At 65.2% G+C, this 23654-nt stretch carries 22 protein-coding genes; 16 read left to right on the top strand and 6 right to left on the bottom strand.

The genetic code is table 11. The features are described 5' to 3' along the window. Positions 1-30 precede the first annotated feature (30 nt). Both alc and QCE88_RS14105 read left to right on the top strand, forming a co-directional pair. Positions 31-1041, top strand: a complete 1011-nt coding sequence (gene alc, locus QCE88_RS14110) for an allantoicase (protein WP_309902826.1) — start codon at positions 31-33, stop codon at positions 1039-1041. Beyond that, the gene (locus QCE88_RS14105) at positions 1038-1547 is read left to right on the top strand and encodes an ureidoglycolate lyase (protein WP_309902825.1); all 510 of its coding nucleotides are present in this window, start codon (positions 1038-1040) and stop codon (positions 1545-1547) included. Before alc ends, QCE88_RS14105 begins: the two co-directional genes overlap by 4 nt. A 142-nt stretch (positions 1548-1689) precedes the next feature. Here QCE88_RS14105 and fur read toward each other — a convergent pair whose 3' ends face one another. Next, positions 1690-2118, bottom strand: a complete 429-nt coding sequence (gene fur / locus QCE88_RS14100) for a ferric iron uptake transcriptional regulator (protein WP_309809755.1) — start codon at positions 2116-2118, stop codon at positions 1690-1692. A gap of 189 nt (positions 2119-2307) precedes the next feature. Between fur and QCE88_RS14095 the strand changes: the two genes are divergently transcribed. The 4 genes from QCE88_RS14095 to QCE88_RS14080 all read left to right on the top strand — a co-directional run bounded on the left by QCE88_RS14095 (position 2308) and on the right by QCE88_RS14080 (position 5162). Continuing rightward, positions 2308-3114: an outer membrane protein assembly factor BamE gene (locus QCE88_RS14095; RefSeq protein WP_309902823.1), complete on the top strand. Its 807-nt coding sequence runs from the start codon at positions 2308-2310 to the stop codon at positions 3112-3114. 108 nt (positions 3115-3222) lie between these two features. Further along, on the top strand, positions 3223-4020 hold the full coding sequence (gene dapB, locus QCE88_RS14090; protein ID WP_309902820.1) for a 4-hydroxy-tetrahydrodipicolinate reductase: 798 nt from the start codon (positions 3223-3225) through the stop codon (positions 4018-4020). Positions 4021-4035: 15 nt separating this feature from the next. Further along, positions 4036-4728: a MotA/TolQ/ExbB proton channel family protein gene (locus QCE88_RS14085; RefSeq protein ID WP_309902818.1), complete on the top strand. Its 693-nt coding sequence runs from the start codon at positions 4036-4038 to the stop codon at positions 4726-4728. Then, a complete protein-coding gene (locus tag QCE88_RS14080; protein WP_309902816.1) occupies positions 4710-5162 on the top strand; it encodes a biopolymer transporter ExbD in 453 nt (150 codons plus the stop codon). Before QCE88_RS14085 ends, QCE88_RS14080 begins: the two co-directional genes overlap by 19 nt. Before the next feature lie 33 nt (positions 5163-5195). On the opposite strand, the gene QCE88_RS14075 is transcribed toward QCE88_RS14080, so the two are convergent. Beyond that, a complete protein-coding gene (locus tag QCE88_RS14075; RefSeq protein ID WP_309902814.1) occupies positions 5196-5369 on the bottom strand; it encodes a hypothetical protein in 174 nt (57 codons plus the stop codon). A gap of 117 nt (positions 5370-5486) precedes the next feature. Between QCE88_RS14075 and leuS the strand changes: the two genes are divergently transcribed. The 5 genes from leuS (at position 5487) to QCE88_RS14050 (ending at position 11711) form a co-directional block, all read left to right on the top strand. Further along, a complete protein-coding gene (leuS, locus tag QCE88_RS14070; protein WP_309902812.1) occupies positions 5487-8081 on the top strand; it encodes a leucine--tRNA ligase in 2595 nt (864 codons plus the stop codon). A gap of 58 nt (positions 8082-8139) precedes the next feature. Continuing rightward, positions 8140-8691, top strand: coding sequence for an LPS assembly lipoprotein LptE (gene lptE / locus QCE88_RS14065; protein ID WP_309903597.1), 552 nt, complete (start codon positions 8140-8142; stop codon positions 8689-8691). Positions 8692-8746: 55 nt separating this feature from the next. After that, positions 8747-9838, top strand: a complete 1092-nt coding sequence (gene holA / locus QCE88_RS14060; protein WP_309902809.1) for a DNA polymerase III subunit delta — start codon at positions 8747-8749, stop codon at positions 9836-9838. 161 nt (positions 9839-9999) lie between these two features. Further along, positions 10000-11271, top strand: a complete 1272-nt coding sequence (locus tag QCE88_RS14055) for a glutamate-5-semialdehyde dehydrogenase (RefSeq protein ID WP_309902808.1) — start codon at positions 10000-10002, stop codon at positions 11269-11271. Between the two features lie 23 nt (positions 11272-11294). Beyond that, the gene (locus QCE88_RS14050) at positions 11295-11711 is read left to right on the top strand and encodes a CopD family protein (RefSeq protein WP_309809739.1); all 417 of its coding nucleotides are present in this window, start codon (positions 11295-11297) and stop codon (positions 11709-11711) included. Positions 11712-11738: 27 nt separating this feature from the next. On the opposite strand, the gene QCE88_RS14045 is transcribed toward QCE88_RS14050, so the two are convergent. Beyond that, positions 11739-12578: a MurR/RpiR family transcriptional regulator gene (locus tag QCE88_RS14045; protein ID WP_309902805.1), complete on the bottom strand. Its 840-nt coding sequence runs from the start codon at positions 12576-12578 to the stop codon at positions 11739-11741. 299 nt (positions 12579-12877) lie between these two features. Here QCE88_RS14045 and edd point away from each other — a divergent pair, with 299 nt between their 5' ends. From edd to QCE88_RS14025, 4 genes are all read left to right on the top strand, one after another. Beyond that, on the top strand, positions 12878-14818 hold the full coding sequence (gene edd, locus QCE88_RS14040) for a phosphogluconate dehydratase (RefSeq protein ID WP_309902802.1): 1941 nt from the start codon (positions 12878-12880) through the stop codon (positions 14816-14818). Between the two features lie 74 nt (positions 14819-14892). Further along, on the top strand, positions 14893-15522 hold the full coding sequence (gene eda / locus QCE88_RS14035; RefSeq protein ID WP_309902800.1) for a bifunctional 4-hydroxy-2-oxoglutarate aldolase/2-dehydro-3-deoxy-phosphogluconate aldolase: 630 nt from the start codon (positions 14893-14895) through the stop codon (positions 15520-15522). A gap of 306 nt (positions 15523-15828) precedes the next feature. After that, complete coding sequence (locus QCE88_RS14030; protein ID WP_309902797.1) at positions 15829-17193, top strand: GntP family permease; 1365 nt, start codon at positions 15829-15831, stop codon at positions 17191-17193. 10 nt (positions 17194-17203) lie between these two features. Further along, positions 17204-17698, top strand: coding sequence for a gluconokinase (locus QCE88_RS14025; RefSeq protein ID WP_309902795.1), 495 nt, complete (start codon positions 17204-17206; stop codon positions 17696-17698). Positions 17699-17775: 77 nt separating this feature from the next. Here the strand turns inward: QCE88_RS14025 and purB are convergent, their stop codons facing one another. From purB to QCE88_RS14010, 3 genes are all read right to left on the bottom strand, one after another. After that, on the bottom strand, positions 17776-19164 hold the full coding sequence (purB, locus tag QCE88_RS14020; protein WP_309902793.1) for an adenylosuccinate lyase: 1389 nt from the start codon (positions 19162-19164) through the stop codon (positions 17776-17778). Positions 19165-19239: 75 nt separating this feature from the next. Further along, on the bottom strand, positions 19240-19941 hold the full coding sequence (gene murU / locus QCE88_RS14015; protein WP_309902791.1) for an N-acetylmuramate alpha-1-phosphate uridylyltransferase MurU: 702 nt from the start codon (positions 19939-19941) through the stop codon (positions 19240-19242). 20 nt (positions 19942-19961) lie between these two features. Beyond that, positions 19962-20987, bottom strand: a complete 1026-nt coding sequence (locus tag QCE88_RS14010) for a phosphotransferase (protein WP_309902789.1) — start codon at positions 20985-20987, stop codon at positions 19962-19964. A 226-nt stretch (positions 20988-21213) separates the two neighbouring features. Between QCE88_RS14010 and QCE88_RS14005 the strand changes: the two genes are divergently transcribed. Continuing rightward, a complete protein-coding gene (locus tag QCE88_RS14005; RefSeq protein ID WP_309902787.1) occupies positions 21214-23604 on the top strand; it encodes an LPS-assembly protein LptD in 2391 nt (796 codons plus the stop codon). Positions 23605-23654 lie beyond the last annotated feature (50 nt).

The raw sequence follows: 23654 nt of genomic DNA, 5'->3' as shown, positions 1-23654 counted from the left end.
CAAACGCAACCGCAACCGAAGGAACCTGACATGGCCAATCCGCTTCTCCCCGCCGACGCTCCCGCATTCGCCCGCCGCTACATGAACCTGGCCGATCCGCGTCTGGGCGCGGAGGCGCTCTTCGCCAGCGATGAATTCTTCGCGCCGAAGTCGCGCATGCTGGAGCCGCAGCCCGCGGTGTTCATCCCCGGCAAGTACGACGAACACGGCAAGTGGATGGACGGCTGGGAGACGCGCCGCAAGCGCACGACGGGTTACGACTATTGCATCGTCAAGCTGGCGCGCGCGGGGGTAATTCACGGGATCGACATCGACACGAGTCACTTCACCGGCAACTTTCCGCCGGCGGCGTCCATCGATGCCTGCGTGAGCAACAGCGCCAATCCGCAGGAAGACGGCGACTGGCGCGAGATCGTGCCGTCCACGACGCTCAAGGGCGACCATCATCACTATCTCGACATCGCCGATACCCGCGCCTACACGCACTTGCGCGTGAATATCTATCCGGATGGCGGCATTGCGCGGCTGCGCGTGTACGGCCAGCCGAAGACGGACTTCTCGCGTGTCGAACGCGGCACGCTGCTCGATCTCGCGGCGCTCGAGAACGGCGCTTCGCTGGTCGCGGCGAACAACCAGCATTTCGGTCCCGCTTCGCAGATGCTCATGCCCGGACGCGGCGTGAACATGGGCGACGGCTGGGAAACGCGGCGCCGGCGCGAGCCCGGCAACGACTGGGCGATCGTCGCGCTCGCGCATCCGGGCGTGATCCGCGCGATTGAAGTCGACACCGCGCACTTCAAGGGCAACTATCCGGACCGCTGCTCGCTGCAGGCGGCGCGCGTCGTGGGCGGCACCGACGAATCGCTCGTCACGCAGGCGATGTTCTGGCCGGTGTTGCTCGACGAGCAGAAGCTCTCGATGGACAGCGTGCATCGCTTCGAGCACGAACTCGCCGCGCTCGGCCCGGTGACGCACGTGCGCTTCAACATCTATCCGGACGGCGGGGTATCGCGGTTGCGGATCTTCGGAGCAATCGAATGAAAACGCTGACGCTGGAACCGCTCACGCGCGAAGCTTTCGCCCCTTTCGGCGATGTCATCGAGCTGGAAGGCGCACGTCATTTTCCGATCAACGCGGGCACGACCGAACGCTTTCACGATCTCGCGCAGGTGGACATCGGCTTCGAGAGCGGCGGGCGTCCGCTCATCAATCTGTTTCGCGGCCAGCCGCGTCCGCAACCGGTCGTCATCTCGATGATGGAGCGTCATCCGCTCGGCAGCCAGGCGTTCCTGCCGCTCGCCGACGTGCGTTATCTGGTGGTGGTGGCGCCGGCGGGCGACTTCGACGTCAACGGCATGCGCGCGTTCTACGCGCGCGGCTGGCAAGGCGTGAACTATGCGCGCGGCGTGTGGCATCACCCGTTGATCGTGCTGGACCGGGAAGGCGATTTCATCGTGGTGGATCGCGGCGGCGACCAGCCGAACTGCGACGAACTCGACTTGCCCGAGCGCTACACGCTGATTGAACCGGCCGCGCGCGCCGCGTGATGCCTCTCGCGAAATGCAGTTGCGAATCGCTCGCATAAGCAGATCGCGAAACGTACAGGCGAAGTAAAACCGCCGTCCATCGACAAGATGGACGGCGGTTTTTTGCATCCGGCGCGCCGCCGGGAAGCGCGGCGCGCGACGCTCAATGCTTGCGGTGCGGGCAGTTTTCCTTCGTGCATGCGCCGTACAGCGCGAGCGCATGCTCGTGGAGCTTGAAACCGCGTTCCTTGGCGATCGATTGCTGACGGCGCTCGATCTCCGCATCGAAGAACTCTTCGACGCGGCCGCAGTCGATGCAGACGAGGTGATCGTGGTGCGATCCTTCGTTCAGCTCGAACACGGCCTTGCCCGATTCGAAATTGCTTCGCGACAGCAGGCCGGCTTGCTCGAACTGCGTGAGCACGCGATACACCGTGGCGAGACCGATATCCAGCTCTTCGTTGAGCAGGTTTCGATACACGTCTTCAGCGGTCAGATGGCGCACCGGGCTGTGCTGGAAAATCTCGAGAATCTTGAGGCGGGGCAGGGTCGCCTTGAGTCCGATATTTTTGAGATCGGCGGGATTGGTCATGGCTAGGCATCCCTAGAGTACAATTCAAGGTTCTCATAGTAATGCGTTTTTCCGATTCCCGACATCCCGCGTGCTTGCGTCGCTTATGCTTGCGGGCTGGTCGGACGAAGCGAGCGCGGACTTCAAGCGCCTCGCGTGAAAGGTGAAATGTTTTTTCAATCTTTATCGAATAGCAGGGAGAGCCGTCGCATGCGGGGAACCGTGATCGCAGCAACCTTGGCCGCATTGCTCGCCGGCTGCTCGGCGTACGACAGCGTCACGCAGAGGATCGCGCAAAGCATCACACCGTATCGGATCACGGTTGTGCAAGGCAATTTCGTTTCGGCGGAAGCCGCCGCGCAGATGCAGGTCGGCATGTCGCGCGACCAGGTGAAGCAACTGCTCGGCACGCCGCTTCTCATCGACATGTTCCATGCGGACCGCTGGGACTACGTCTTCTACTTCAAGCGCGGATCCACCGCCGTCGTGCAGCAGCGCGACTTCGTCGTCAACTTCGCGAGCGACCGCGTGGTGAGCTGGTCGGGCGGTGAAAACCTGCCGTCGAACCTCGAACTGCTCGCCGAAATCGACGGCGACAAGGGCGTCAAGGTCGCCAAGACGGGCGCGGCGGCAACGCCGGCGTCGGGAGCGTCGGCGGCGTCGGGCGTGGCGGTGACGGCCCCGGCCGGCGAGCCGTCCACGCAGCCGAATGCGTCGAATGCCTTTGCCGGCGATGCGAACCAGCAGGCCGCGCAAGCCGCCAACCGCGCGACCGCGCAAGTCGAAATGCCCGCAGGCCGTCAACGTTCCTCGGCGTTCAGCAGCGCGCCGACGAGCGCAGGCGGCGCGCCGGGTGCGGGCGGCGCCTCGGGCAGCAACTCGCAGATCCAGCTCCAGCGCAAGCCGCAGCCGATCCAGATTCCCGACAGCAGCGCGGTCGGTCCGGCGAGTACGTCGCCCGCGCCGGCCGGAAGCAACAGCGGAAATGGCCAGCAGCAATTCACGATGCCGCAGTAGAGTCAGCAAGCTCCGGTGCCACTGCGCCGGGACGCCGTACGGAAACACCGCACTGAACCACCACGCCCCCGGCCGCGCGCCGGGCGCGGTTCATCAAACGAGACTGCCATGAAGATCGCCATCGCCGGCGCATCGGGCCGCATGGGCCGGATGCTGATCGAAACCGTTCTCAACGATCCCGACGCCCAGCTCGTCGGCGCACTCGACCGGCCCGGCGTGCCGCAGCTCGGCCAAGATGCGGGCGCGTTCCTCGGCAAGACGACCGGCGTGCTGCTGACCGACGACATCGAAAGCGTATTCGGCGACGCCGACTATCTGATCGACTTCACGCGCCCCGAAGGCACCCTCGTTCATCTGGAAGCGGCGCTGCGTCATGACGTGAAGCTGATCATCGGCACGACCGGCTTCTCGGACGAGCAGAAGACGCAGCTCAAGCAGGCCGGCGAGCAGATCGGCCTCGTGTTCGCGCCGAACATGAGCGTCGGCGTGAACGTCACGATGAAGCTGCTCGAATTCGCCGCGCAGCATTTCGCGACCGGCTACGACATCGAGATCATCGAGGCGCACCATCGCCACAAGGTGGACGCGCCCTCGGGCACGGCGCTCGGCATGGGCGAAGTCATCGCGAAGGCGCTCGGCCGCGACCTGAAGGACTGCGCCGTGTACGCCCGCGAAGGCGTGACGGGCGAACGCGATCCGTCGACCATCGGCTTCTCCGCGATTCGCGGCGGCGATATCGTCGGCGATCACACCGTGCTGTTCGCGGGCATCGGCGAGCGCATCGAGATTACGCACAAGGCGGCCAGCCGGCTCTCCTACGCACAGGGCGCGCTGCGCGCCGCGCGGTTCCTGCAGGGCCACGACAAGGGCTTCTTCGACATGCAGGACGTGCTCGGCCTGCGCTGATTCCGCCGCGCGACCATGGCCGCCACGGGCGTCATCCACTATCTGCAATCCGGCGACGCCGTCACGCACGCGGTCGCCGGTCTGCTGCTCGCGATGTCCCTCGCCAGCTGGTGCTTCCTGCTCATGAAGGCGTGGATTCTCGCGCGCGCCAAATGGCAGGGACCGCGCGCGCTGCAACGCTTCTGGCAGTCGGCGACGCTCAAGGACGGCATCGGCGCGTTGCGGCGGGCCGATCGCGAACGGGTCTTCCTGCCGCTCGCCGAGGCCGCCTGGCACGCGTCCGAGACGGACATGCCGGGCGCGCTGCTGTCGCGCGTCGAACGCAATGAGCGCGTGCTGCGGGCGTTGCGCCAGGCGATGCTGAGCTCGCAGCGGCGCCTCGAATTCGGCCAGGTGCTGCTGGCGTCAGTGGGCAGCACCGCGCCGTTCGTCGGTCTGCTCGGCACCGTCTGGGGTATCTATCACGCGCTGTCCAGCATTGCATCGAGCGGGCAGGCGATGATCGAGAACGTCGCGGGGCCGGTCGGCGAGGCGCTCATCATGACGGCCTTCGGACTGGTCGTCGCGATTCCCGCCGTGCTTGCCTACAACGTGCTGGGCCGCTACGTGCGGCAGATTTCCGAGGAACTCGACGGCTTCGCCCACGACCTGCACGCGTTCGTGTGCGGTACGGCCGACACGGAGCGCACATGGCCTTCGGCGGACTAGACAAGCACGCGAACGGCCAGCCGATGGCCGAGATCAACATGACGCCGCTCATCGACGTCATGCTCGTGCTGCTCGTCATCTTCATCATCACGGCGCCGCTGTTCACGCACGCCATTCGCCTCGATTTGCCGAAGGTGTCCTCGCAGCCCGCGCGCGAGACGCCGCAGACCATCACGCTGTCCATCGACGACACCGGCAAGCTCTACTGGAACGACACGCTCATCGGCGTGGAGCAGATGCGGGCGCGCTTCGTCGAGGCGGGCCGGGCGGCGCAGAAGCCGGAACTGCATCTGCGGGCGTCGAGCGCGACGCGCTACGACGTCATCGCGCAGGTGATGGGCGCGGCGCAGCAGGCGGGGATCGAGCGGATCGGCTTCGTGACACAGCCGGCGCAGCAGCCGGCGCAGCCGAAGGCGCCTTCGCCCGCGCGTTGAGTCCACGCCGTGCGCGTGTGCGCCTGAAAAGCTTTAGCCGCCCGAGAAGCCCGAGAAGCCCGAGAAGCCAAAGAAGCCCGAGAAGCCCGAGAAGCCCGAGAAGCCCGAGAAGCCCGAGAAGCTTGCCGCGCCTGACGCGCCGCATCGAACGGTATAATCGCGATTTGCCCGTTTTTGCGCGGATTGCGTCCGCCGGCGGCCCGACATTCGACGCCGCGCCGGTCCGGCACACGAGACCACACGGCGCCAGAATCAGCCGTTTCCCAACACGAGAACGGCGGGTTCCGGGGTCCGTTCCCAGCCTTAGCGTAAAGCCATCACACCATGCACGATAAATACGTACCCGCCGACGTCGAATCCGCCGCGCAGACCACCTGGCGCGCGAACGACGTCTACCGGACGACCGAGACGTCGGCCAAGCCCAAGTTCTATTGCGTCTCGATGCTGCCCTATCCGTCCGGCAAGCTGCACATGGGTCACGTGCGCAACTACACGATCAACGACGTGATGTACCGTTACCTGCGCATGAACGGCTACAACACGCTGATGCCGATGGGCTGGGACGCGTTCGGCATGCCCGCCGAGAACGCCGCGATGGCGAACAACGTGCCGCCGGCGAAGTGGACCTACGAGAACATCGCGTACATGAAGAAGCAGATGCAGTCGATGGGCCTCGCCATCGACTGGTCGCGCGAAGTCGCCACGTGCTCGCCCGAGTACTACAAGTGGAACCAGTGGCTGTTCCTCAAGATGCTGGAAAAGGGCATCGCGTACAAGAAGACCGGCACCGTGAACTGGGACCCGGTCGACCAGACGGTGCTCGCCAACGAACAGGTTATCGACGGGCGCGGCTGGCGCTCGGGCGCGCTGGTGGAGAAGCGCGAAATCCCGATGTACTACCTGCGCATCACCGATTATGCGGATCAACTGCTCGACGACCTCGAAGGCCTCGGCTGGCCCGAGCGCGTCAAGGTCATGCAGCAGAACTGGATCGGCAAGAGCTTCGGCGTGAACTTCGGCTTCCCGTATGAGATCGACGGCGAAGCGAAGCTGCTGCGCGTCTTCACCACGCGCGCCGACACCATCATGGGCGTCACCTTCGCGGCGGTCGCGGCGGAGCATCCGCTCGCCACGCGTCTCGCGCGCGACAACGCGGAGCTGCAGGCGTTCATCGACGAATGCAAGCGCGGCGGCGTGGCGGAAGCCGATGTCGCCACCATGGAAAAGAAAGGCGTGCCTACGGGCTTCTTCGTCACGCATCCGCTGACGGGCGCGCAGGTCGAGGTGTGGATCGGCAACTACGTGCTGATGTCCTACGGCGAAGGCGCGGTGATGGGCGTGCCGTCGCACGACGAACGCGATTTCGCCTTCGCGAAGAAATACAGCCTGCCGATCAACCCGGTGATCGATGTCGAAGGCAAGACCTATTCGACCGACGCCTGGGAAGAATGGTACGGCGACAAGACCGCGGGCAAGCTCATCAACAGCGGCAAGTATGACGGCCTCACCACGGCGGACGCCATCGACGCGATCGCCGCCGATCTGAAGGCGAAGGACCTCGGCGACAAGCAGATCACCTGGCGCCTGCGCGACTGGGGCATCTCGCGCCAGCGCTACTGGGGCACGCCGATCCCGATCATCCATTGCCCCAAGTGCGGCGACGTGCCGGTGCCCGAGAAGGACCTGCCGGTCGTGCTGCCGGAAGACCTCGTGCCGGACGGCTCGGGCAATCCGCTCGCGAAGTCGGAAGCGTTCCTGAACTGCACCTGCCCGACCTGCGGCGCCGACGCGAAGCGTGAAACCGACACGATGGACACCTTCGTCGATTCGTCGTGGTATTTCTCGCGCTACGCGGCGCCGGACGCCACGAGCATGGTCGACGAGCGCACCGATTACTGGATGCCGATGGACCAGTACATCGGCGGCATCGAGCACGCGATCCTGCACCTGCTGTATTCGCGCTTCTGGGCCAAGGTCATGCGCGACATGGGTCTCGTGAAGTTCGGCGAGCCGGCTAAGAACCTGCTCACGCAGGGCATGGTGCTCAACGAGACCTTCTATCGCGAAGACGCGGCCGGCAAGAAGACCTGGTACAACCCGCTCGACGTGACGGTCGCGCATGACGACAAGGGCCGTCCGAGTGGTGCGACGCTCAATGCCGATGGCCAGCCGGTCGTGCTGGGCGGCGTCGAGAAGATGTCGAAGTCGAAGAACAACGGCGTCGATCCGCAGACGCTGATCGACCAGTACGGCGCGGACACCGCGCGCCTGTTCGTGATGTTCGCGGCGCCGCCGGAGCAGTCGCTCGAATGGTCGGGCGCGGGCGTGGAAGGCGCGAGCCGCTTCCTGCGCCGCGTGTGGCACTTCGGGCACGACAACGCCGCCGCGCTGCGCCAGCACGGCAAGCTCGACGCCGCCAAGCTCGGCGACGCCGACAAGACGCTGCGCCGTGAGATCTACACTGTGCTCAAGCAGGCCGATTTCGACTATGGCCGCCTGCAGTACAACACGGTCGTGTCCGCCGCGATGAAGATGCTCAACGCGCTGGAAGGCGCGAAGCAGGCGGGCGAGGGCGTGCTGAACGAAACCTTCGGCGTGCTGCTGCGCGTGCTGTATCCGGTGGTGCCGCACGCGACCTTCCAGTTGTGGTCGGAGCTCGGTTACGCCGACACCTTCGGTCCGCTGCTCGACGCGCCCTGGCCGAAGGTCGACGAAGCCGCGCTCGAACAGTCGGAAATCGAACTCGTGCTGCAGATTAACGGCAAGGTGCGTGGCGCCCTGACCGTGGCGAAGGACGCGTCGCGCGAGGCCATCGAGCAGGCGGCGGTTGCGCATGACATGTTCGGGAAGTTCTCTGAAGGCCGCACGCCGAAGAAGGTGATCGTGGTGCCGGGGCGTCTCGTCAACGTGGTCGTGTAATGCGTCCGACGCGCAAAACCAAGGAGTCGATGTGACCGGTAAAGCCTTCGAAAAAGGCATCAGCAGGCGTTCGTTCGTCGCGCTTCTCGGCGCCGCGGCTGCGTTGTCCGCTTGCGGCTTCCAGCTGCGCGGACAGCAGGACTATGCGTTCAAGCGGCTCGCCATCAGCGGCGGCCCGCCGCAGATGGTCGCGCGCCTCGAACGCATGATCCAGGGCGGCAGCGATACGGTGGTCGTCAAGGCGGTCGAGAAACCGGACGCCACGCTGCGCCTCGCGGAAGGCCAGGGCATGCGCACGCTCAGCCTGAACGCGCAGGGCGTCGTGCAGGAATACGAGCTGGTCTACAACGTGAGTTACTCGCTGGTCGGCGCGGACGGCACCTTGCTGATTCCGCCGAGCGTGATCGCGCTGAACCGTTCGATGACCTACAGCGACCAGTACACGCTCGCCAAGTCGCAGGAAGCGACCCTGCTCTACAACGACATGCGCAACGACGCCGTGGATCAACTGACGCGCCGGCTTGCCACGGTGCGCTCGCTGCATCCGGCGCCGGGCGAGCAGACGCCGGGCCTCGCGCCGCGCGCGCCGCTGCCGGTGCCGCCGCTTTGATCACCGCTTCGATCACCGCTTCGATCACCGCGTTGAATACAGGCGGCCCGCGTCCATGCAGCTGAAGCTCGACGCGCTCGACGCGCATCTCGCGAAAGGCCTGAAGGGGCTGTACGTCATCCATGGCGACGAGCATCTGCTCGCGCAGGAAGCGTGCGACCGCATCCGCGCTGCCGCGCGCGCGAACGGCTTCACTGACCGCTCGGTGTTCACGGTGGAGCGTGGTTTCGACTGGAGCGCGCTGCTCGGCGCCACCCAGTCGATGTCGCTGTTCGGCGACCGCCAGCTGATCGAGTTGCGCATTCCCACGGGCAAGCCGGGCAAGGAAGGCGCGGAGTCGCTGAAGGCGCTCGCCGCCGCCGACAATCCCGACGTCGTCACGCTCGTCACGCTGCCGCGGCTGGACAGCGCGACGCAGAAATCGGCGTGGTTCAGCGCGCTGCTCGGCGCGGGCGTCACGTTGAAAATCGATGCGATCGAGCGCGCGCACTTGCCGATGTGGGTTGGCCAGCGGCTCGCGCAACAGGGCCAACGCGTTCCGCCCGGCGAAGACGGACGGCGCGCGCTGGCGTTCATCGCGGAACGGGTGGAAGGCAACCTGCTCGCCGCGCATCAGGAAATCCAGAAGCTCGGCTTGCTGTATCCGGAAGGCGTGCTCAGTTTCGAGCAGATTCACGATGCCGTGCTGAACGTCGCGCGCTACGACGTGTTCAAGCTCAATGAAGCGATGCTGACGGGCGATGTCGGCCGGCTCGCGCGCATGCTCGACGGTCTGAAAGGCGAAGGCGAAGCGGCCGTGCTGGTGCTGTGGGCGCTGGTCGAGGAAGTGCGTACGCTGTTGCGCATCAAGCGCGGCGTCGCTGCCGGCAAGCCGCTCGCGACGCTGATGCGCGAGAACCGCGTCTGGGGACCGCGCGAGCGGCTGATTCCGCCGGCGCTGGCGCGGGTGACGGACGAAGCGCTCGAAAAGGCGCTCTCGCTGGCAGCGCGGCTCGACCGTCAGGTGAAGGGCCTGTCCGGCGGCACGGGCAAGCGCGGCAGCGAGACACCGCCCGATCCGTGGGCCGGCATGTTCGAACTCGCGATGGCCGTGGCGCACGGCGGCACGCCAGGGCGGACGGCGGCGGCGCCGCGACCGCGTCGCTAGATTGCGGCGCTAGATTGCGTCGATAAGGCGCGGCCGTCGCGGCCTGTTGCCGGCGGCGTCCCGGCTTAAAATGAACTATCGCGGCGTCCGGTTCGCGGACGCCCGTTCCGCATTGGCAAGCGCGAACAGTGCAGATCAGCGGCATCAGAAAGAGACTCACGATGAACATCGACCAGTACATGACCGACCTCGGCCGCCGCGCCCGCGCGGCGTCACGCGCGATGGCGCGAGCCTCGACGGCGGCGAAGAATGCCGCGCTGTTCGCGGTGGCGGACGCCATCGCACGCGAGCGCGAGGCGCTCAAGCAGGCGAACGCTCGCGACCTCGCACGCGCGCGAGAGAAAGGCCACGACGCCGCGTTCATCGACCGGCTGACGCTATCCGACAAAGCCCTCGACACGATGATCGAAGGGCTGCGCCAGGTGGCCGCGCTGGCCGATCCGATCGGCGAGATCAGCGGCCTCAAGTTCCGTCCGAGCGGCATCCAGGTCGGACAGATGCGCGTGCCGCTCGGCGTGATCGGCATCATCTACGAGTCGCGTCCGAACGTGACCATCGACGCCGCGGCGCTCTGCCTGAAATCCGGCAACGCAACCATTCTGCGCGGCGGTTCCGAGGCGCTCGAATGCAATACGGCGCTCGCGAAACTGATCGGCGTCGGGCTGGAAACGGCGGGCTTGCCGCAGGACGCGGTGCAAGTGGTGGAAACGGCGGATCGCGCGGCGGTCGGCAAGCTGATCACGATGACCGAATTCGTCGACGTGATCGTGCCGCGCGGCGGCAAGAGCCTGATCGCTCGCCTGATGGAAGAAGCGCGCGTGCCGATGATCAAGCATCTCGACGGCATCTGCCACGTCTACGTGGACGACCGCGCGGATCTCGTGAAGGCCGCCGCCGTCTGCGACAACGCGAAGACCCACCGCTACGGCACCTGCAACACGATGGAAACGCTGCTGGTCGCGCGCGGCATTGCCAACGAAGCGCTGCCGCTGCTCGCGCGTGCGTACCAGGCGAAGGAAGTCGAGTTGCGCGTGGATGCCGCCGCGCGCGCCGTGCTGGAGGCGGCGCAGATTGGCGGGCTCGTCGATGCGACCGAAGCCGACTGGAGCACCGAATATCTCGCGCCGGTGCTCGCCGTGAAAATTGTCGAAGGGCTGGACGAAGCCATCGACCATATCAATACCTACGGCTCGCATCACACCGATGCCATCCTCACCGAAGACCACGACCGCGCCATGCGTTTCCTGCGCGAAGTGGATTCCGCGAGCGTGATGGTCAATGCATCGACGCGTTTCGCCGACGGCTTCGAATTCGGACTGGGCGCGGAAATCGGCATTTCGAACGACAAGCTGCACGCGCGCGGTCCGGTGGGACTGGACGGTCTGACATCGTTGAAATACGTCGTGCTGGGGCGCGGCGAAGTGCGTCAATAACCTCGCGGAAGCCCACAAGACCGATGCTCTGGATCAAATCGCTGCACATCGTGCTGGTCGCCTCGTGGTTCGCGGGGCTGTTCTATCTGCCGCGCATCTTCGTCAACCTGGCGATGGAAACCGACCCCAAGGCCACCGCCCGGCTCCTGCTGATGGCGCGCAAGCTGTTCCGCTTCATGACCTTCATCGCGGTGCCGGCGCTGGCGTGCGGGCTGTGGCTGTGGCTTGTCGTCGGCATCGGCGCGGGGCAGGGCTGGCTGCACGCGAAGCTCACCATCGTCGCGCTGATCATCGTCTATCACGCGTATTGCGGACGCCTGCTGCATACCTTCCAGCGCGGTGAAAACAAACGGTCGGACAAGTGGTATCGCATGTTCAACGAGCTGCCGGTGCTCGGCCTGCTCGGCGCAACGCTGCTCGTGGTCGTCAAGCCTTTCTGATGTCTTCCGCGTGAGCCGCGCCCCGGCTCACGTGCCCACCCTGCGGCTTTCCAGCACGTCCTTCGCTTCCGCGAGCTTTTCCGCCAGCTTCGGACCGCGTGCGAGCGCCAGTCCCACCGCCAGAATGTCGCCGATCGCGAGATGCGAGACGCGCGAGGTCATCGGCGAAAAAATATCCGTGTCCTCGTCGACGTTGGCAAAGAGTCCCACCGTCGCCAGCCGCGCCAGCGGCGAGTTGCCGTGCGTGATCGCGATCACCTTCGCACCGCCGTGCAACGCGGACTTGCACGCATCCAAAATGTCGCGCGTGCGGCCGGTGTTCGAGATTGCAACGATGGCATCGCCCGGGCCGAGCAGCGCGGCCGAGGTCGTGTACGTGTGCGGATCGGAGTAGGCGACGGAGGGCACGCCGAGCCGGAAGAACTTGTGCTGCATGTCGAGCGCGGCGATGCCCGAGCCGCCCGCGCCGTAGAACTCGATGCGCCGCGCGTCCGCGAGAATGGCGATGGCCGCCGCGACGCTGTCCGAAGACAGACTGTTGCGTACCTCGATCAACGCACCGATGGTCCGGTCCAGCACCTTCGCCGCGACGCCGGCGGGCGGTTCGTCGCTCTTCACATCGCGAAAGACGGTGGGAACGCCCGCTGCTACGCCTTGTGCAAGGCGGATCTTGAATTCCCGAAAGCCGGAAAAGCCGAGCGCCTGGCAGAAGCGCGCGATGGTCGGCTGGCTCACGCCCGCGCGCGCGGCGAAATCGGTCATCGAGAGATCGAGCACTTCGCGCGGCGCCTCGAGCACGTAGTCGGCCAGCTTGCGCTCCGAGGGCCGCAACTGTTCGCGCATTGCTTCGACTTGGGACAGCAACATCGGAAATCTCGCCTATGCTGAAAATTGTTTGCGACTATAGCCGATGATTCGGCTTGTACAAATACTACATAAATTCGGCTGCATATCTCAGGGATTTCCCTGAGAAGCTTGCCGGAAAAGCAAGGGCGTACGGCGCTTCGACGACCATTGTCCGCATTTACCCCATTGAATGCATGTAGTTTTTCTACTAATATTCGGTCCATCGGCGAACGACACGACAACAACCCAGGCGCCGTTCCTCGCAATTCCACACCCCATCTCGACGGCAGGCGCGCCGGGAGTGAGACGAAGGAGCATCGATGGTTTCCCCGCATTCGCAACTGAAGCACGTTACCGACCGCATCATCGAGCGCAGCAAGCCGACGCGCGCCGCTTATCTGGCGCGCATCGACGCCGCGCAGGGCATGTTCCCGGCGCGCGGCGCGCTGTCCTGCGCGAACCTCGCGCACGGCTTCGCGGGCCTCGAAGGCCAGGAAAAATTTGCGATCAAGGCGGTGCGCGAGCCGAATATCGGCATCGTGTCCTCGTATAACGAAATGCTGTCCGCGCACGCGCCCTACAAGAGCTTTCCGGACCTCATCAAGCAGGCGGCGCGCGAACACGGCGGCATCGCGCAGTTTGCGGGCGGCGTGCCCGCCATGTGCGACGGCATCACGCAGGGCAATGCGGGCATGGAGTTGTCGCTGTTCTCGCGCGAAGTCATCGCGATGAGCACGGCTGTCGCGCTGACGCACAACATGTTCGACGCCGCGCTGTGTCTCGGCGTGTGCGACAAGATCGTCCCGGGCCTGGCCATCGGCGCGCTGCAGTTCGGCCATCTGCCGACCATCTTCGTGCCGGCCGGCCCGATGACCAGCGGTCTCACCAACGACGACAAGGCCAAGGTGCGCCAGGAGTTCGCCACCGGCCAGTGCGACCGCAGCGCGCTGCTCGAAGCCGAGGCGGCCGCGTATCACGGTCACGGCACCTGCACGTTCTACGGCACGGCCAACAGCAACCAGATGCTGATGGAAGTGATGGGCCTGCATCTGCCGAGTTCGGCGTTCGTGCATCCGCACACCGAACTGCGCGATGCGCTCACCGCCGAAGCCGCGCGCCGCGTGCTGGACCTGACGCACGAGCGCGGCAACTACACGCCGATCGGCCATGTGGTCGATGAAAAGGCCATCGTAAACGGCATCGTCGCATTGCTCGCGACGGGCGGCTCGACCAATCACACGCTGCACCTCGTGGCGATTGCGCGGGCGGCGGGCGTCATCATCGACTGGAACGATTTCGACGAACTCTCGCAAGTCGTGCCGCTGCTCGCGAAGATCTATCCGAACGGCAAGGCCGACGTGAATCACTTTCATGCGGCGGGCGGCGTCGCGTTCCTGGTGCGCAACCTCCTCGAAGGCGGACTGCTGCATGAGGACGTGCAGACGGTCGCGGGCCGTGGGCTGTCGCATTACACGAAGGAGCCGAAGCTCATCGACGGCAAGCTGCAATGGGTCGACGGCGCCGCGGAAAGCCACGACAGCAAGGTGCTGCGCGGCATCGGCGAGCCGTTCCAGCCGGACGGCGGCCTGCGCCTGATGCAGGGCAAGCTCGGCCGCGGCGTCATCAAGATCTCGGCGGTCGCGCCCGAGCATCGCGTGGTGAAGGCGCCGGCGATCGTGTTCAATTCGCAGGAAGAAGTGCAGGAAGCCTTCGACAAGGGCGAACTCAAGCGCGACTTCGTCGCCGTGGTGCGCTTCCAGGGCGCGCGGGCGAACGGCATGCCGGAACTGCATCGATTGACGCCGCTGCTGGGCGTGTTGCAGGATCAGGGCTTCCATGTCGCGCTGGTCACCGACGGTCGCATGTCCGGCGCATCGGGCAAGGTGCCGGCGGTGATCCACGTGTCGCCCGAGGCGTTGCTGCAAGGTCCGCTCGGCAAGGTGCGCACCGGCGACATGCTGGTCATCGACGCACCGTCCGGCGTGCTCGACATCGAGATCGACGCAAAGGAATGGGCGGCGCGCGAAGTCCAGGCGCCGCTGTATCAGGCCGAGAACGAAGTCGGCTTCGGGCGCGAACTGTTCGGCGTGTTCCGCAGCGCGGCGCTGCCGGCCGAAGAAGGCGCATCGGTGTTCGGCGCGCTGATCGGCGCAGACGCTGCACAGGCGGACGGCGCGTCCGCGCAGGAGCGCAATCCGTTGCGCGACAACGCGCGCGCGGCGGCATCGGCGCTCAACAAGGCGCACGCCGCGCATCACTGACGCTGAACGGCCCGGCCTGAGAGAACCCCGCGGATCGCCTGCAAGGCGCCGCATCAAACCAGGAGTCGCATCACATGAAAACGGTAAGCGAAATCGTGCGTCTGGGACCGGTGATTCCGGTGCTGGCCTTCGACTCGGTCGAGCAGGGCGAACACGTGTCGCGCGCGCTGCACGCAGGCGGCGTGAAGGTGCTGGAAATCACGCTGCGCACGTCGGCCGGCATTGCCGCGATCGAACGCGCGAGCCAGCTCGCGGATGACATCGTGGTCGGCGTGGGCACGATCACGAAGCCCGAGCATTGCGCGCAGGCGAAGAAGGCGGGCGCGCAGTTCGGCGTGTCGCCGGGTCTGACGAAGGACATGCACAAGGCCGCGCAGGACGCCGGCCTGCCGCTGCTGCCGGGCGTCATGACGCCGTCCGACATCATCGCCGCGATGGAACTGGGCTACGAAATCGTCAAGTTTTTCCCGGCGCAACAGGCGGGCGGCATTCCAATGCTGCAGGCGTTCCACGGACCGTTCCCGAACCTGCGCTTCTGCCCGACCGGCGGCATCACGGCCGAGACCGCGACCAGTTTCCTCGCACAGCCCAACGTGGTGTGCGTCGGCGGTTCGTGGCTGACGCCGAAGGCCGCGCTGGCCGCGCAAAACTGGGACGAAGTCACGCGCCTCGCGCGCGCCGCAAGCGAACTGGCGCCGCACTGACGTTCCCTGCGATGGACGCGCGCATCCCGAGTGCGTCCATCGTCAATGAAAAATACAAGGGAGACACCCGGCGATCCTGATGTGCCGTCGAGCCATCCGCGACATCGCCGATGAAAAGACGCTGCCAAGCTCGCACGTCTTCGGCTGAAACGCCTTTCAGCAAGTAAAATTCTGTTGCCCAACGCCTGATGTGAGCGTGCCCGTGGTTGCTGCGCCGGTTCGCCACCGAGCCTGCCAGTAAGGATTGCGATACAGGCCGCACGCAAGGCGAAAAAATAACCTGAACAAAGAAATAAAGGAGGCGTCATGCCAGCCGTCCACGGGAGCATGCTCTTGCTCTACGCGGTGATCGCGATTGCGGTTCTGATCCTGATGATCGCGCGCTACAAGGTCTATCCATTCCTCGTCCTGATGATCGTCTCCGTGCTGCTCGCGCTCGCGGTGGGCATGCCGATGGACAAGATCGTCAAGTCGTTCGAAACCGGCAATGGCAATACGCTCGGCCACATTGCCATCGTGGTCGGCCTCGGCACCATGCTCGGCAAGATGATGGCCGAATCAGGGGGCGCCGAGCGCATCGCCAATACGCTGATCGATCTCTTCGGCGAGAAGAACATTCACTGGGCGATGATGGTCGTCGCGATCATCGTCGGTTTGCCGGTGTTCTTCGAAGTCGGCTTCGTGCTGCTGATTCCGATTGCCTTCAACGTCGCCAAGCGCACCGGCAAGTCGCTGCTGCTCATCGGCCTGCCGATGGTCGCCGGTTTGTCCGTCGTGCACGGGCTGATTCCGCCGCACCCGGCCGCGCTGCTCGCGGTGCAGGCGTATCACGCGGATATCGGCAGGACCATCGCGTATGGTCTGATCGTCGGCATTCCGACGGCCATCGTCGCCGGTCCGCTGTTCGCCTTGCTGATCAGCCGTCACATCAAGCTGCCCGACGCCAACGCGCTCGCCGATCAGTTCGTGCAGAAGCACGGCGAAGCCGACACGAAGCGCGTCTTGCCGAGCTTCGGCATCACGCTGTTCACCATTCTTCTGCCGGTGATCCTGATGCTGATCGGCAGCTGGGCGGATCTGGTCTTCACGCCGAAGACGCTGCCCAATGACCTGCTGCGCTTCATCGGCCAGTCGGACATGGCGCTGCTGATCGCGGTGCTGGTCAGCTTCTGGACCTTCGGCGCGAAGCAGGGCTTCAACCGCGAGCAGATCCAGAAGTTCTGCGGCGAGTGCCTTGCGCCGATCGCGGGCATCACGCTGATCGTCGGTGCGGGCGGCGGTTTCGGGCAAGTGCTGCGTGACAGCGGCATTTCCCAGCAGATCGTCGCGACGGCTTCGTCCGCGAATCTGTCGCCGCTGTTGCTCGGCTGGTTCGTCGCGGCGCTGATTCGTCTGGCTACCGGCTCGGCGACGGTTGCGATGACCACGGCCTGCGGCATCGTCGCGCCGATCGCGGCGGCGGCGGGCGGTCACACGAGCCCGGAACTGCTGGTGCTGGCTACCGGCTCCGGCTCGCTGATCTTCTCGCACGTGAACGACGGCGGCTTCTGGCTGATCAAGGAGTATTTCGGCATGACGGTCGGTCAGACGTTCAAGACCTGGTCGCTGCTCGAAACCATCATTTCACTGTTAGGACTGGGTTTGACCTTCGCGCTTGCGGCGGTCGTGTAAGGAGATTTCGATGATTCTGATCGCGATGGGTGTGTCGGGCGCCGGCAAGACCCGCATCGGCGAGTTGCTGGCCGAACGGCTGCAGTGTGCCTTCACCGACGGCGACGCGTTTCACAGCGAAGCCAACAAGGAAAAGATGCACCAGGGCATTCCGCTCACCGACGACGACCGCTGGCCGTGGCTCAAGACGATTCGCGCCGCGATCGAGGAGAAGCAGCGCGCAGGCGAGACGGCGGTGTTCACGTGCTCGTCGCTGAAGCGCTCGTACCGCGACGTGCTGCGTGACGGCGACAAGGATGTCTGCTTCGTCTACCTGGAAGGTTCGTTCGACGTGTTGAAGGAGCGCATCGGTACGCGTACGGGGCACTTCTTCGACCCGACGCTGCTGCAAAGCCAGCTCGACACGCTCGAGCCGCCGGGCGAGGACGAGGCGATCGTCGTGAGCATCGAGCACACGCCAGAGGAGATCGTCGATATCGTCATGGAGCAGTTGAAGACGCGCTGAGCTGAACGCGGCTCCGGAAAAGCAAAACGCCCCACGCTGCGCAGGCAGCGTGGGGCGTTGTTCATCGTGCGGACGGTTTAGCCGATGCGCTTCGCCAGCTCCACCGCGCGGCCGATATACGAACCCGGGGTCATCTCCAGCAACAGCTTCTTCGCGTCGTCAGGAATCGCGAGACCCGTGATGAACGTCTGCAGCGCCTCGCGGGTGATGCCCTTGCCGCGCGTCAGTTCCTTCAGCTGTTCGTACGGATTCTCGATGCCGTAGCGGCGCATCACCGTCTGCACCGGCTCGGCGAGGACTTCCCAGGTGTTGTCGAGATCTTCGTTGAGACGCGCCGCGTTGACTTCGAGCTTGTCGAGGCCGCGGATCAGCGAGTCATAGGCGAGCAGCGAGTAGCCGAACGCCACGCCGATATTGCGCAGCACGGTCGAGTCCGTCAGGTCGCGCTGCCAGCGCGAGACGGGCAGTTTGTCGGCGAGATGGCGCAGCGTGGCGTTGGCGAGACCGAGGTTGCCTTCCGAATTCTCGAAGTCGATCGGGTTGACCTTGTGCGGCATCGTCGACGAACCGATTTCACCGGCCTTGGTCTTCTGCTTGAAGTAGCCGAGCGAGATGTAGCCCCACACATCGCGGTCGAGGTCGAGCAGGATGATGTTCGCGCGCGCGACGGCGTCATACAGTTCGGCCATGTAGTCGTGCGGCTCGATCTGCGTGGTGTACGGATTGAAGGTGAGCTTCAGCCGGTTCTCGACGACGTCCTTGGAGAACGCCTCCCAGTCGAATTCCGGATACGCCGACAGATGGGCGTTGAAGTTGCCGACCGCGCCGTTCATCTTGCCGAGCAGTTCCACTTTCTCGATGCGCTGGATCGCGCGCGCCAGACGCGCCGCGACATTGGCGATTTCCTTGCCGAGCGTCGTCGGGCTGGCGGGCTGGCCGTGCGTGCGCGAGAGCATCGGCTGTTCGGCCTGCGCATGCGCCAGCTTGACGAGGCGTTCATGCACCGAGCGCAGCGCGGGCAGGATCACATGCTCGCGGGCGCCGGCGAGCATCAGGCCGTGCGACGTGTTGTTGATGTCTTCGGACGTGCACGCGAAGTGGATGAACTCGCTCGCGCGTTCCAGTTCGGCCTGGCCCTTCACCGATTCCTTGAGCCAGTATTCGACCGCTTTCACGTCGTGATTCGTGACGCGTTCGATGTCCTTGATGCGCGCCGCGTCATGGGCGGTGAAACGTTCGGCAAGGCCCAGCAGGAATTGCTCGGACGCCTCGGAAAAGCGCGGCACTTCGGCAAAGCCCGCACGCGACAGCGCGATCAGCCAGTGAATCTCCACCGTCACGCGATGGCGCATGAACGCGGCTTCGGACAGCCATTCACGCAGGGCCTCGGTCTTGCCGGCATAACGGCCGTCGAGCGGCGAGAGCGCGGTGAGCGCAAAGAGAGTATCGGGACGGGTATCGGACATGATTGCTTGTCGCAACGGAAGGAAAAGACGGAAGAACCGCGCATTTTACCATCGGATGCGACGCAATCCGGGCGCTCACTGCGAACGCAGTGCCTCGTCCAGCGCCTGCAGCTGCGCGGGCGTGCCGACGTTCTCCCAGCGGCCCGCGTACAGCTCGCCGCTCGCACGCCCGGCGGCGATGGCCTCGCGATAGTACGGCGTCAGCGCGCGGCGCGTGCCGGGCGCGAGATCGCGGAACATGCGCGGGTCATACAGGCCGATGTTGCCGAAGGTGAAGCGCGGCTCGCCGTCGAGTGCCAGCTGGCCGTCGTGCAGCGTGAAATCGCCGCTGGGATGGAACGGCGGATTCGGCACCATCACCAGATGCATGCCGGGCGCGCTGCGCGCCTGCAAGGCTTCGGCGCGGGCGTGCAAGACGGCGTAATCGAACTCGCAGAACACGTCGCCGCTCACCGCGATGAACACCTGCTCGCCGAGCAGCGGCAGCGCCTGCGCGATCCCGCCCGCCGTTTCCAGCGCCTCGGTTTCCGGCGAGTAGCGCAGCTCGACACCCCAGCGGGCGCCATCGCCGAGCGCGGCTTCGACCTGCGCGCCCAGCCAGGCGTGATTGATGACGATGGTGCGGATGCCCGCCGCCGCGAGCCGCTCGATCTGCCAGACGATCAGCGGCTTGCCGCCCGCTTCGAGCAGCGGTTTCGGGCAGGTGTCGGTGAGCGGGCGCATGCGTTCGCCGCGGCCGGCGGCGAAGATCATCGCCGTTGTCAGAGCGTGCGTCATCGAGGGTCCGGAGTTCAGATTCAGAAGGTATAGCCGACTTCCTGCGCGCGGCCTTCGAGCGCATCGAGCAGGCGCGCGAACGGCCACAGCGGCGCATAGCGTTCGGCCACCTTGCGCGCATAGCCGATGAAACGCGGCAGGTCCGAGAGATAACGCGGCTTGCCGTCGCGATAATGAATGCGCGCGAACAGCCCGAGCACCTTGATGTGCCGTTGCAGGCCCATCCATTCGAGCTGCCGGTAGAACTCGCCAAAATCGGCATCCACGGGCAGGCCGGCCTTCTTCGCGCGTTCCCAGTAATACGCGATGCAGTCGAGCTCGAACGCCTCTTCCCAGCTGATGAAGGCGTCGCGCAGCAGCGAAGCCATGTCGTAGGTGATCGGACCGTAGACCGCATCCTGGAAGTCCAGCACGCCGGGGTTCGGCTCGCAGACCATCAGGTTGCGCGGCATGAAGTCACGCAGCATGAAAGTCTGCGGTTGCGCGAGCGCGCTCTGTTCGAGCAGCGTAAAGGTCGTGTCGAGCACCTTGCGCTCGTCGGCCGTGACCTCGCGGCCCAGGTGACGCCCGATGAACCACTCGGGCAACAGTTCCATCTCGCGGCGCAGGAACGCCTGGTCGAAGGCCGGCAGCACGCCTTCGCGCGCCGTTTGCTGGAAGCGGATCAGCGTGTCGATGGCCGAGCGCATCAGGGGCCGCGCGTTGGTCTCGTCGAGTACGGAGATATACGTGGTGGTGCCGAGGTCGGTCACGAGCATGAAGCCGGCATCAAAATCGGCTTCGAGAATCTTCGGCACGTGGGCTTGCGCCGCGTCCAGCAGGCCCGCGACCTGCACGAATTCACGGCACTTTTCGGGCGGCGGGGCGTCCACCGCGATCAGCGTCGCGCCGAACTCCGCGTCGCTTTCCAGGCGGAAATAGCGGCGAAAGCTGGCGTCGGCGGAAGCGGGAGCAAGACTTGTGAGGTTCAGCCGGTAGCGTTCGGCAAGACGTTGAAGCCATGCGCCGAGTTGTTCAAGGCGCGCGTCGGAAGGAATGTTCGTCATAAATTCGAGGGGCCAAACATCTTGCCATATAATACCCCACGACTTTTCAAGCGATCCGTTTCACGCCTGGCGCCAGGCCCCCGACGACTGTGAGCGTCATCGTTCAATCGAGTGTCGTCCCTGCTAGCAACGGACCGTCAAGTTCGTGACTGCGGTGAGGGCGCGGCCGCCTGTCCGGCGGCATCGGGCGCATGGGACGCGAACGGGATCGAACCGCCACCCATCCATGCCGCCACGACAGTTTCCCGTTTTGAAAATCAAAGCTGACGCTCAGCCACGCAGGCGGCGGCTCGTCGTCGCGCTGCTGTCCGTGCCGGGGCTGATGCCCGCGTTCGCGCATGCACAGCTCAGCGGGGCCGCATCGTATGCCGCGCCGCTCGACGGCGCCGACAGCCTGCGCCTCGCACCGCAGCTCGAAGAGCGCCCGTTGCAGAGCGGCCAGCAGCCGACCACCTTCCTGCTGGGCGACAAGACCACTGGCACGTCCGACGAGGACATGGCCGCGAAGGGCTCGGCGGAGGTGCGGCGCACGGTGACGGTCATCAAGGCCGACGCGCTGCACTACGACCAGGACACCGACATGGCCGATGCTTTCGGCCATGTCAGGTTGATCAACAACGGCGTGTCGTTCATCGGTCCGGAAGCGCATCTGAAGGTGGAGGCCAACGAAGGGTTCATGACGAACCCGAAGTACCACTTCAACCTGACGGGCGGCTCCGGCAGCGCTGAGCGCATTGACATGGTCGACAACGAGCGTGCGCGCGTCGATCACGGCACCTATACTGCCTGCGCCTGCTCGACGGATCCGGCGTGGTACATCAAGGGCACGTCGTTCGACTTCGACACCGGCGCGGAAGAGGGCATCGCGCACAATGGCGTGCTGTTCTTCCAGGGCGTGCCGGTGTTCGCGAGCCCGTGGATGTCGTTCCCGCTGACGGGCGACCGCCGCAGCGGCCTGCTGCCGCCCACGTTCTCGCTCAGTTCGACGACCGGTTTCGAAGTCACGGTCCCGTACTACTTCAACATCGCGCCGAACCGCGACCTCACCATCACGCCGCGCATCATGACGCGCCGCGGCGTGCTCGGCGAGGCGAACTACCGCTACCTGTCGCCCACGTATTCGGGTTCGCTGGATGTCAACTATCTGCCGAACGACCGCGAGACGCATACCAACCGTTACGCGATCTTCTGGCAGCACCAGCAGAACTTCGGCAACGGCTTCGGCGGCTATGTCAATTACAACAAGGTTTCGGACTCGCAGTATCCCGAAGACCTGGGCAATGCGTCGAACCAGTTCCTGAACGGCACGCAACTGCTGTATCAGCAGGAAGCGGGTCTTACGTACAGCAACGGCCCGTGGACGGTGCTCGCTCGCGAGCAGCGCTGGCAGACGCTGCAGCCGTCCATTCCGCCGTATGCGCGCGAGCCGCAGGTCAACGTCCAGTACAACAAGTACAACGTCGGCGGCTTCGACTACGGCGCGGAACTGGACGCCACGCGCTTCACGATCTCGCAGGAAGGCGCGACCGACGGCAATCGGCTGTACTTCAATCCGTACCTCAGCTACGGCATCAACGCGCCGGGCTACTTCATCACGCCGAAGGTGCAGTGGCACTTCGCGTCGTATGACCTGAGCCACATTGCCACGTCACAGGTGGCGGGTTCGTCGCCGCCGGTTGCGGGCCAGCCCAAGAACTTCACCGAGTCGATCCCGACCCTGAGCTTCGACACGGGGCTCGTGTTCGAGCGCTCGGTGCGGCTGTTCGGCCAGGACTATATCCAGACGCTGGAGCCGCGCCTCTACTACGTCTATACGCCGTATCACAACCAGGATTTCGCGCCGATCTTCGACACTTCCGAAGCCGACTTCGGACTGGCCGAGATCTATACGCCGAACACCTTCGTCGGCAACGACCGCATCGCCGACGCCAACCGCATCACCGCCGGCCTGACCACGCGCTTCATCAACCCGGCGACCGGCGACGAACGCGCGCGTTTCGTGATCGCGCAGCAGTATTATTTCGAGAGCCAGCGCGTCACGATCACGCCGGGCCAGCTGCCCGACCAGGCCAAGCACTCGGACCTGATCGCGGGCGCGGCGATCAAGCTCGGGGCAGGTTTCGCTTCGGAAACCGCGTTCCAATATAATGTCGACAACAACCAGCTCGTGCGTTCGAGCATTGGTTTCGCGTTCAGTCCCGGCGCGCGCAAGGTGATCAACGTCGGCTACCGCTATACGCGTTCGAACCAGACCACCTTGTCGAACGAGCCGATCAACCAGATCCTGGTGTCCGGCGAATGGCCGCTCACGAACCGCCTCTACGCGGTCGGCCGCGTCAACTACGACATGGCGAGCCATCGTCTCGTCGACGGGCTGGTGGGCTTCCAGTACGATGCCGACTGCTGGGCGTTCGGCTTCGGCGTGCAGCGCTACGCCAACGGCGTCAACAGCACGGGCCAGCTTTCGGCGGGCACGCGGGTGCTGGCGCAACTGACGTTCAAGGGCTTGTCGAACGTCGACAACGGTCTCGTCAGCGCATTCCGCTCGAGTGTCCAGGGGTATCAGTCGCCGCCGCCGGCCGCGCCGCCGCTCGCCCGCTACAGCGACTACGAGTGACGCCGGAGCGGTGAGCAACAGGCAGGAAACACGCAAGCAGCACGCGAGCA

It is taken from the genome of Caballeronia sp. LZ035, from assembly GCF_031451175.1.
Taxonomy (GTDB): Bacteria; Pseudomonadota; Gammaproteobacteria; order Burkholderiales; family Burkholderiaceae; genus Caballeronia.
Note: the sequence above shows the minus strand (reverse complement) of the source record. Positions and strands in the feature narration are given on the sequence as shown.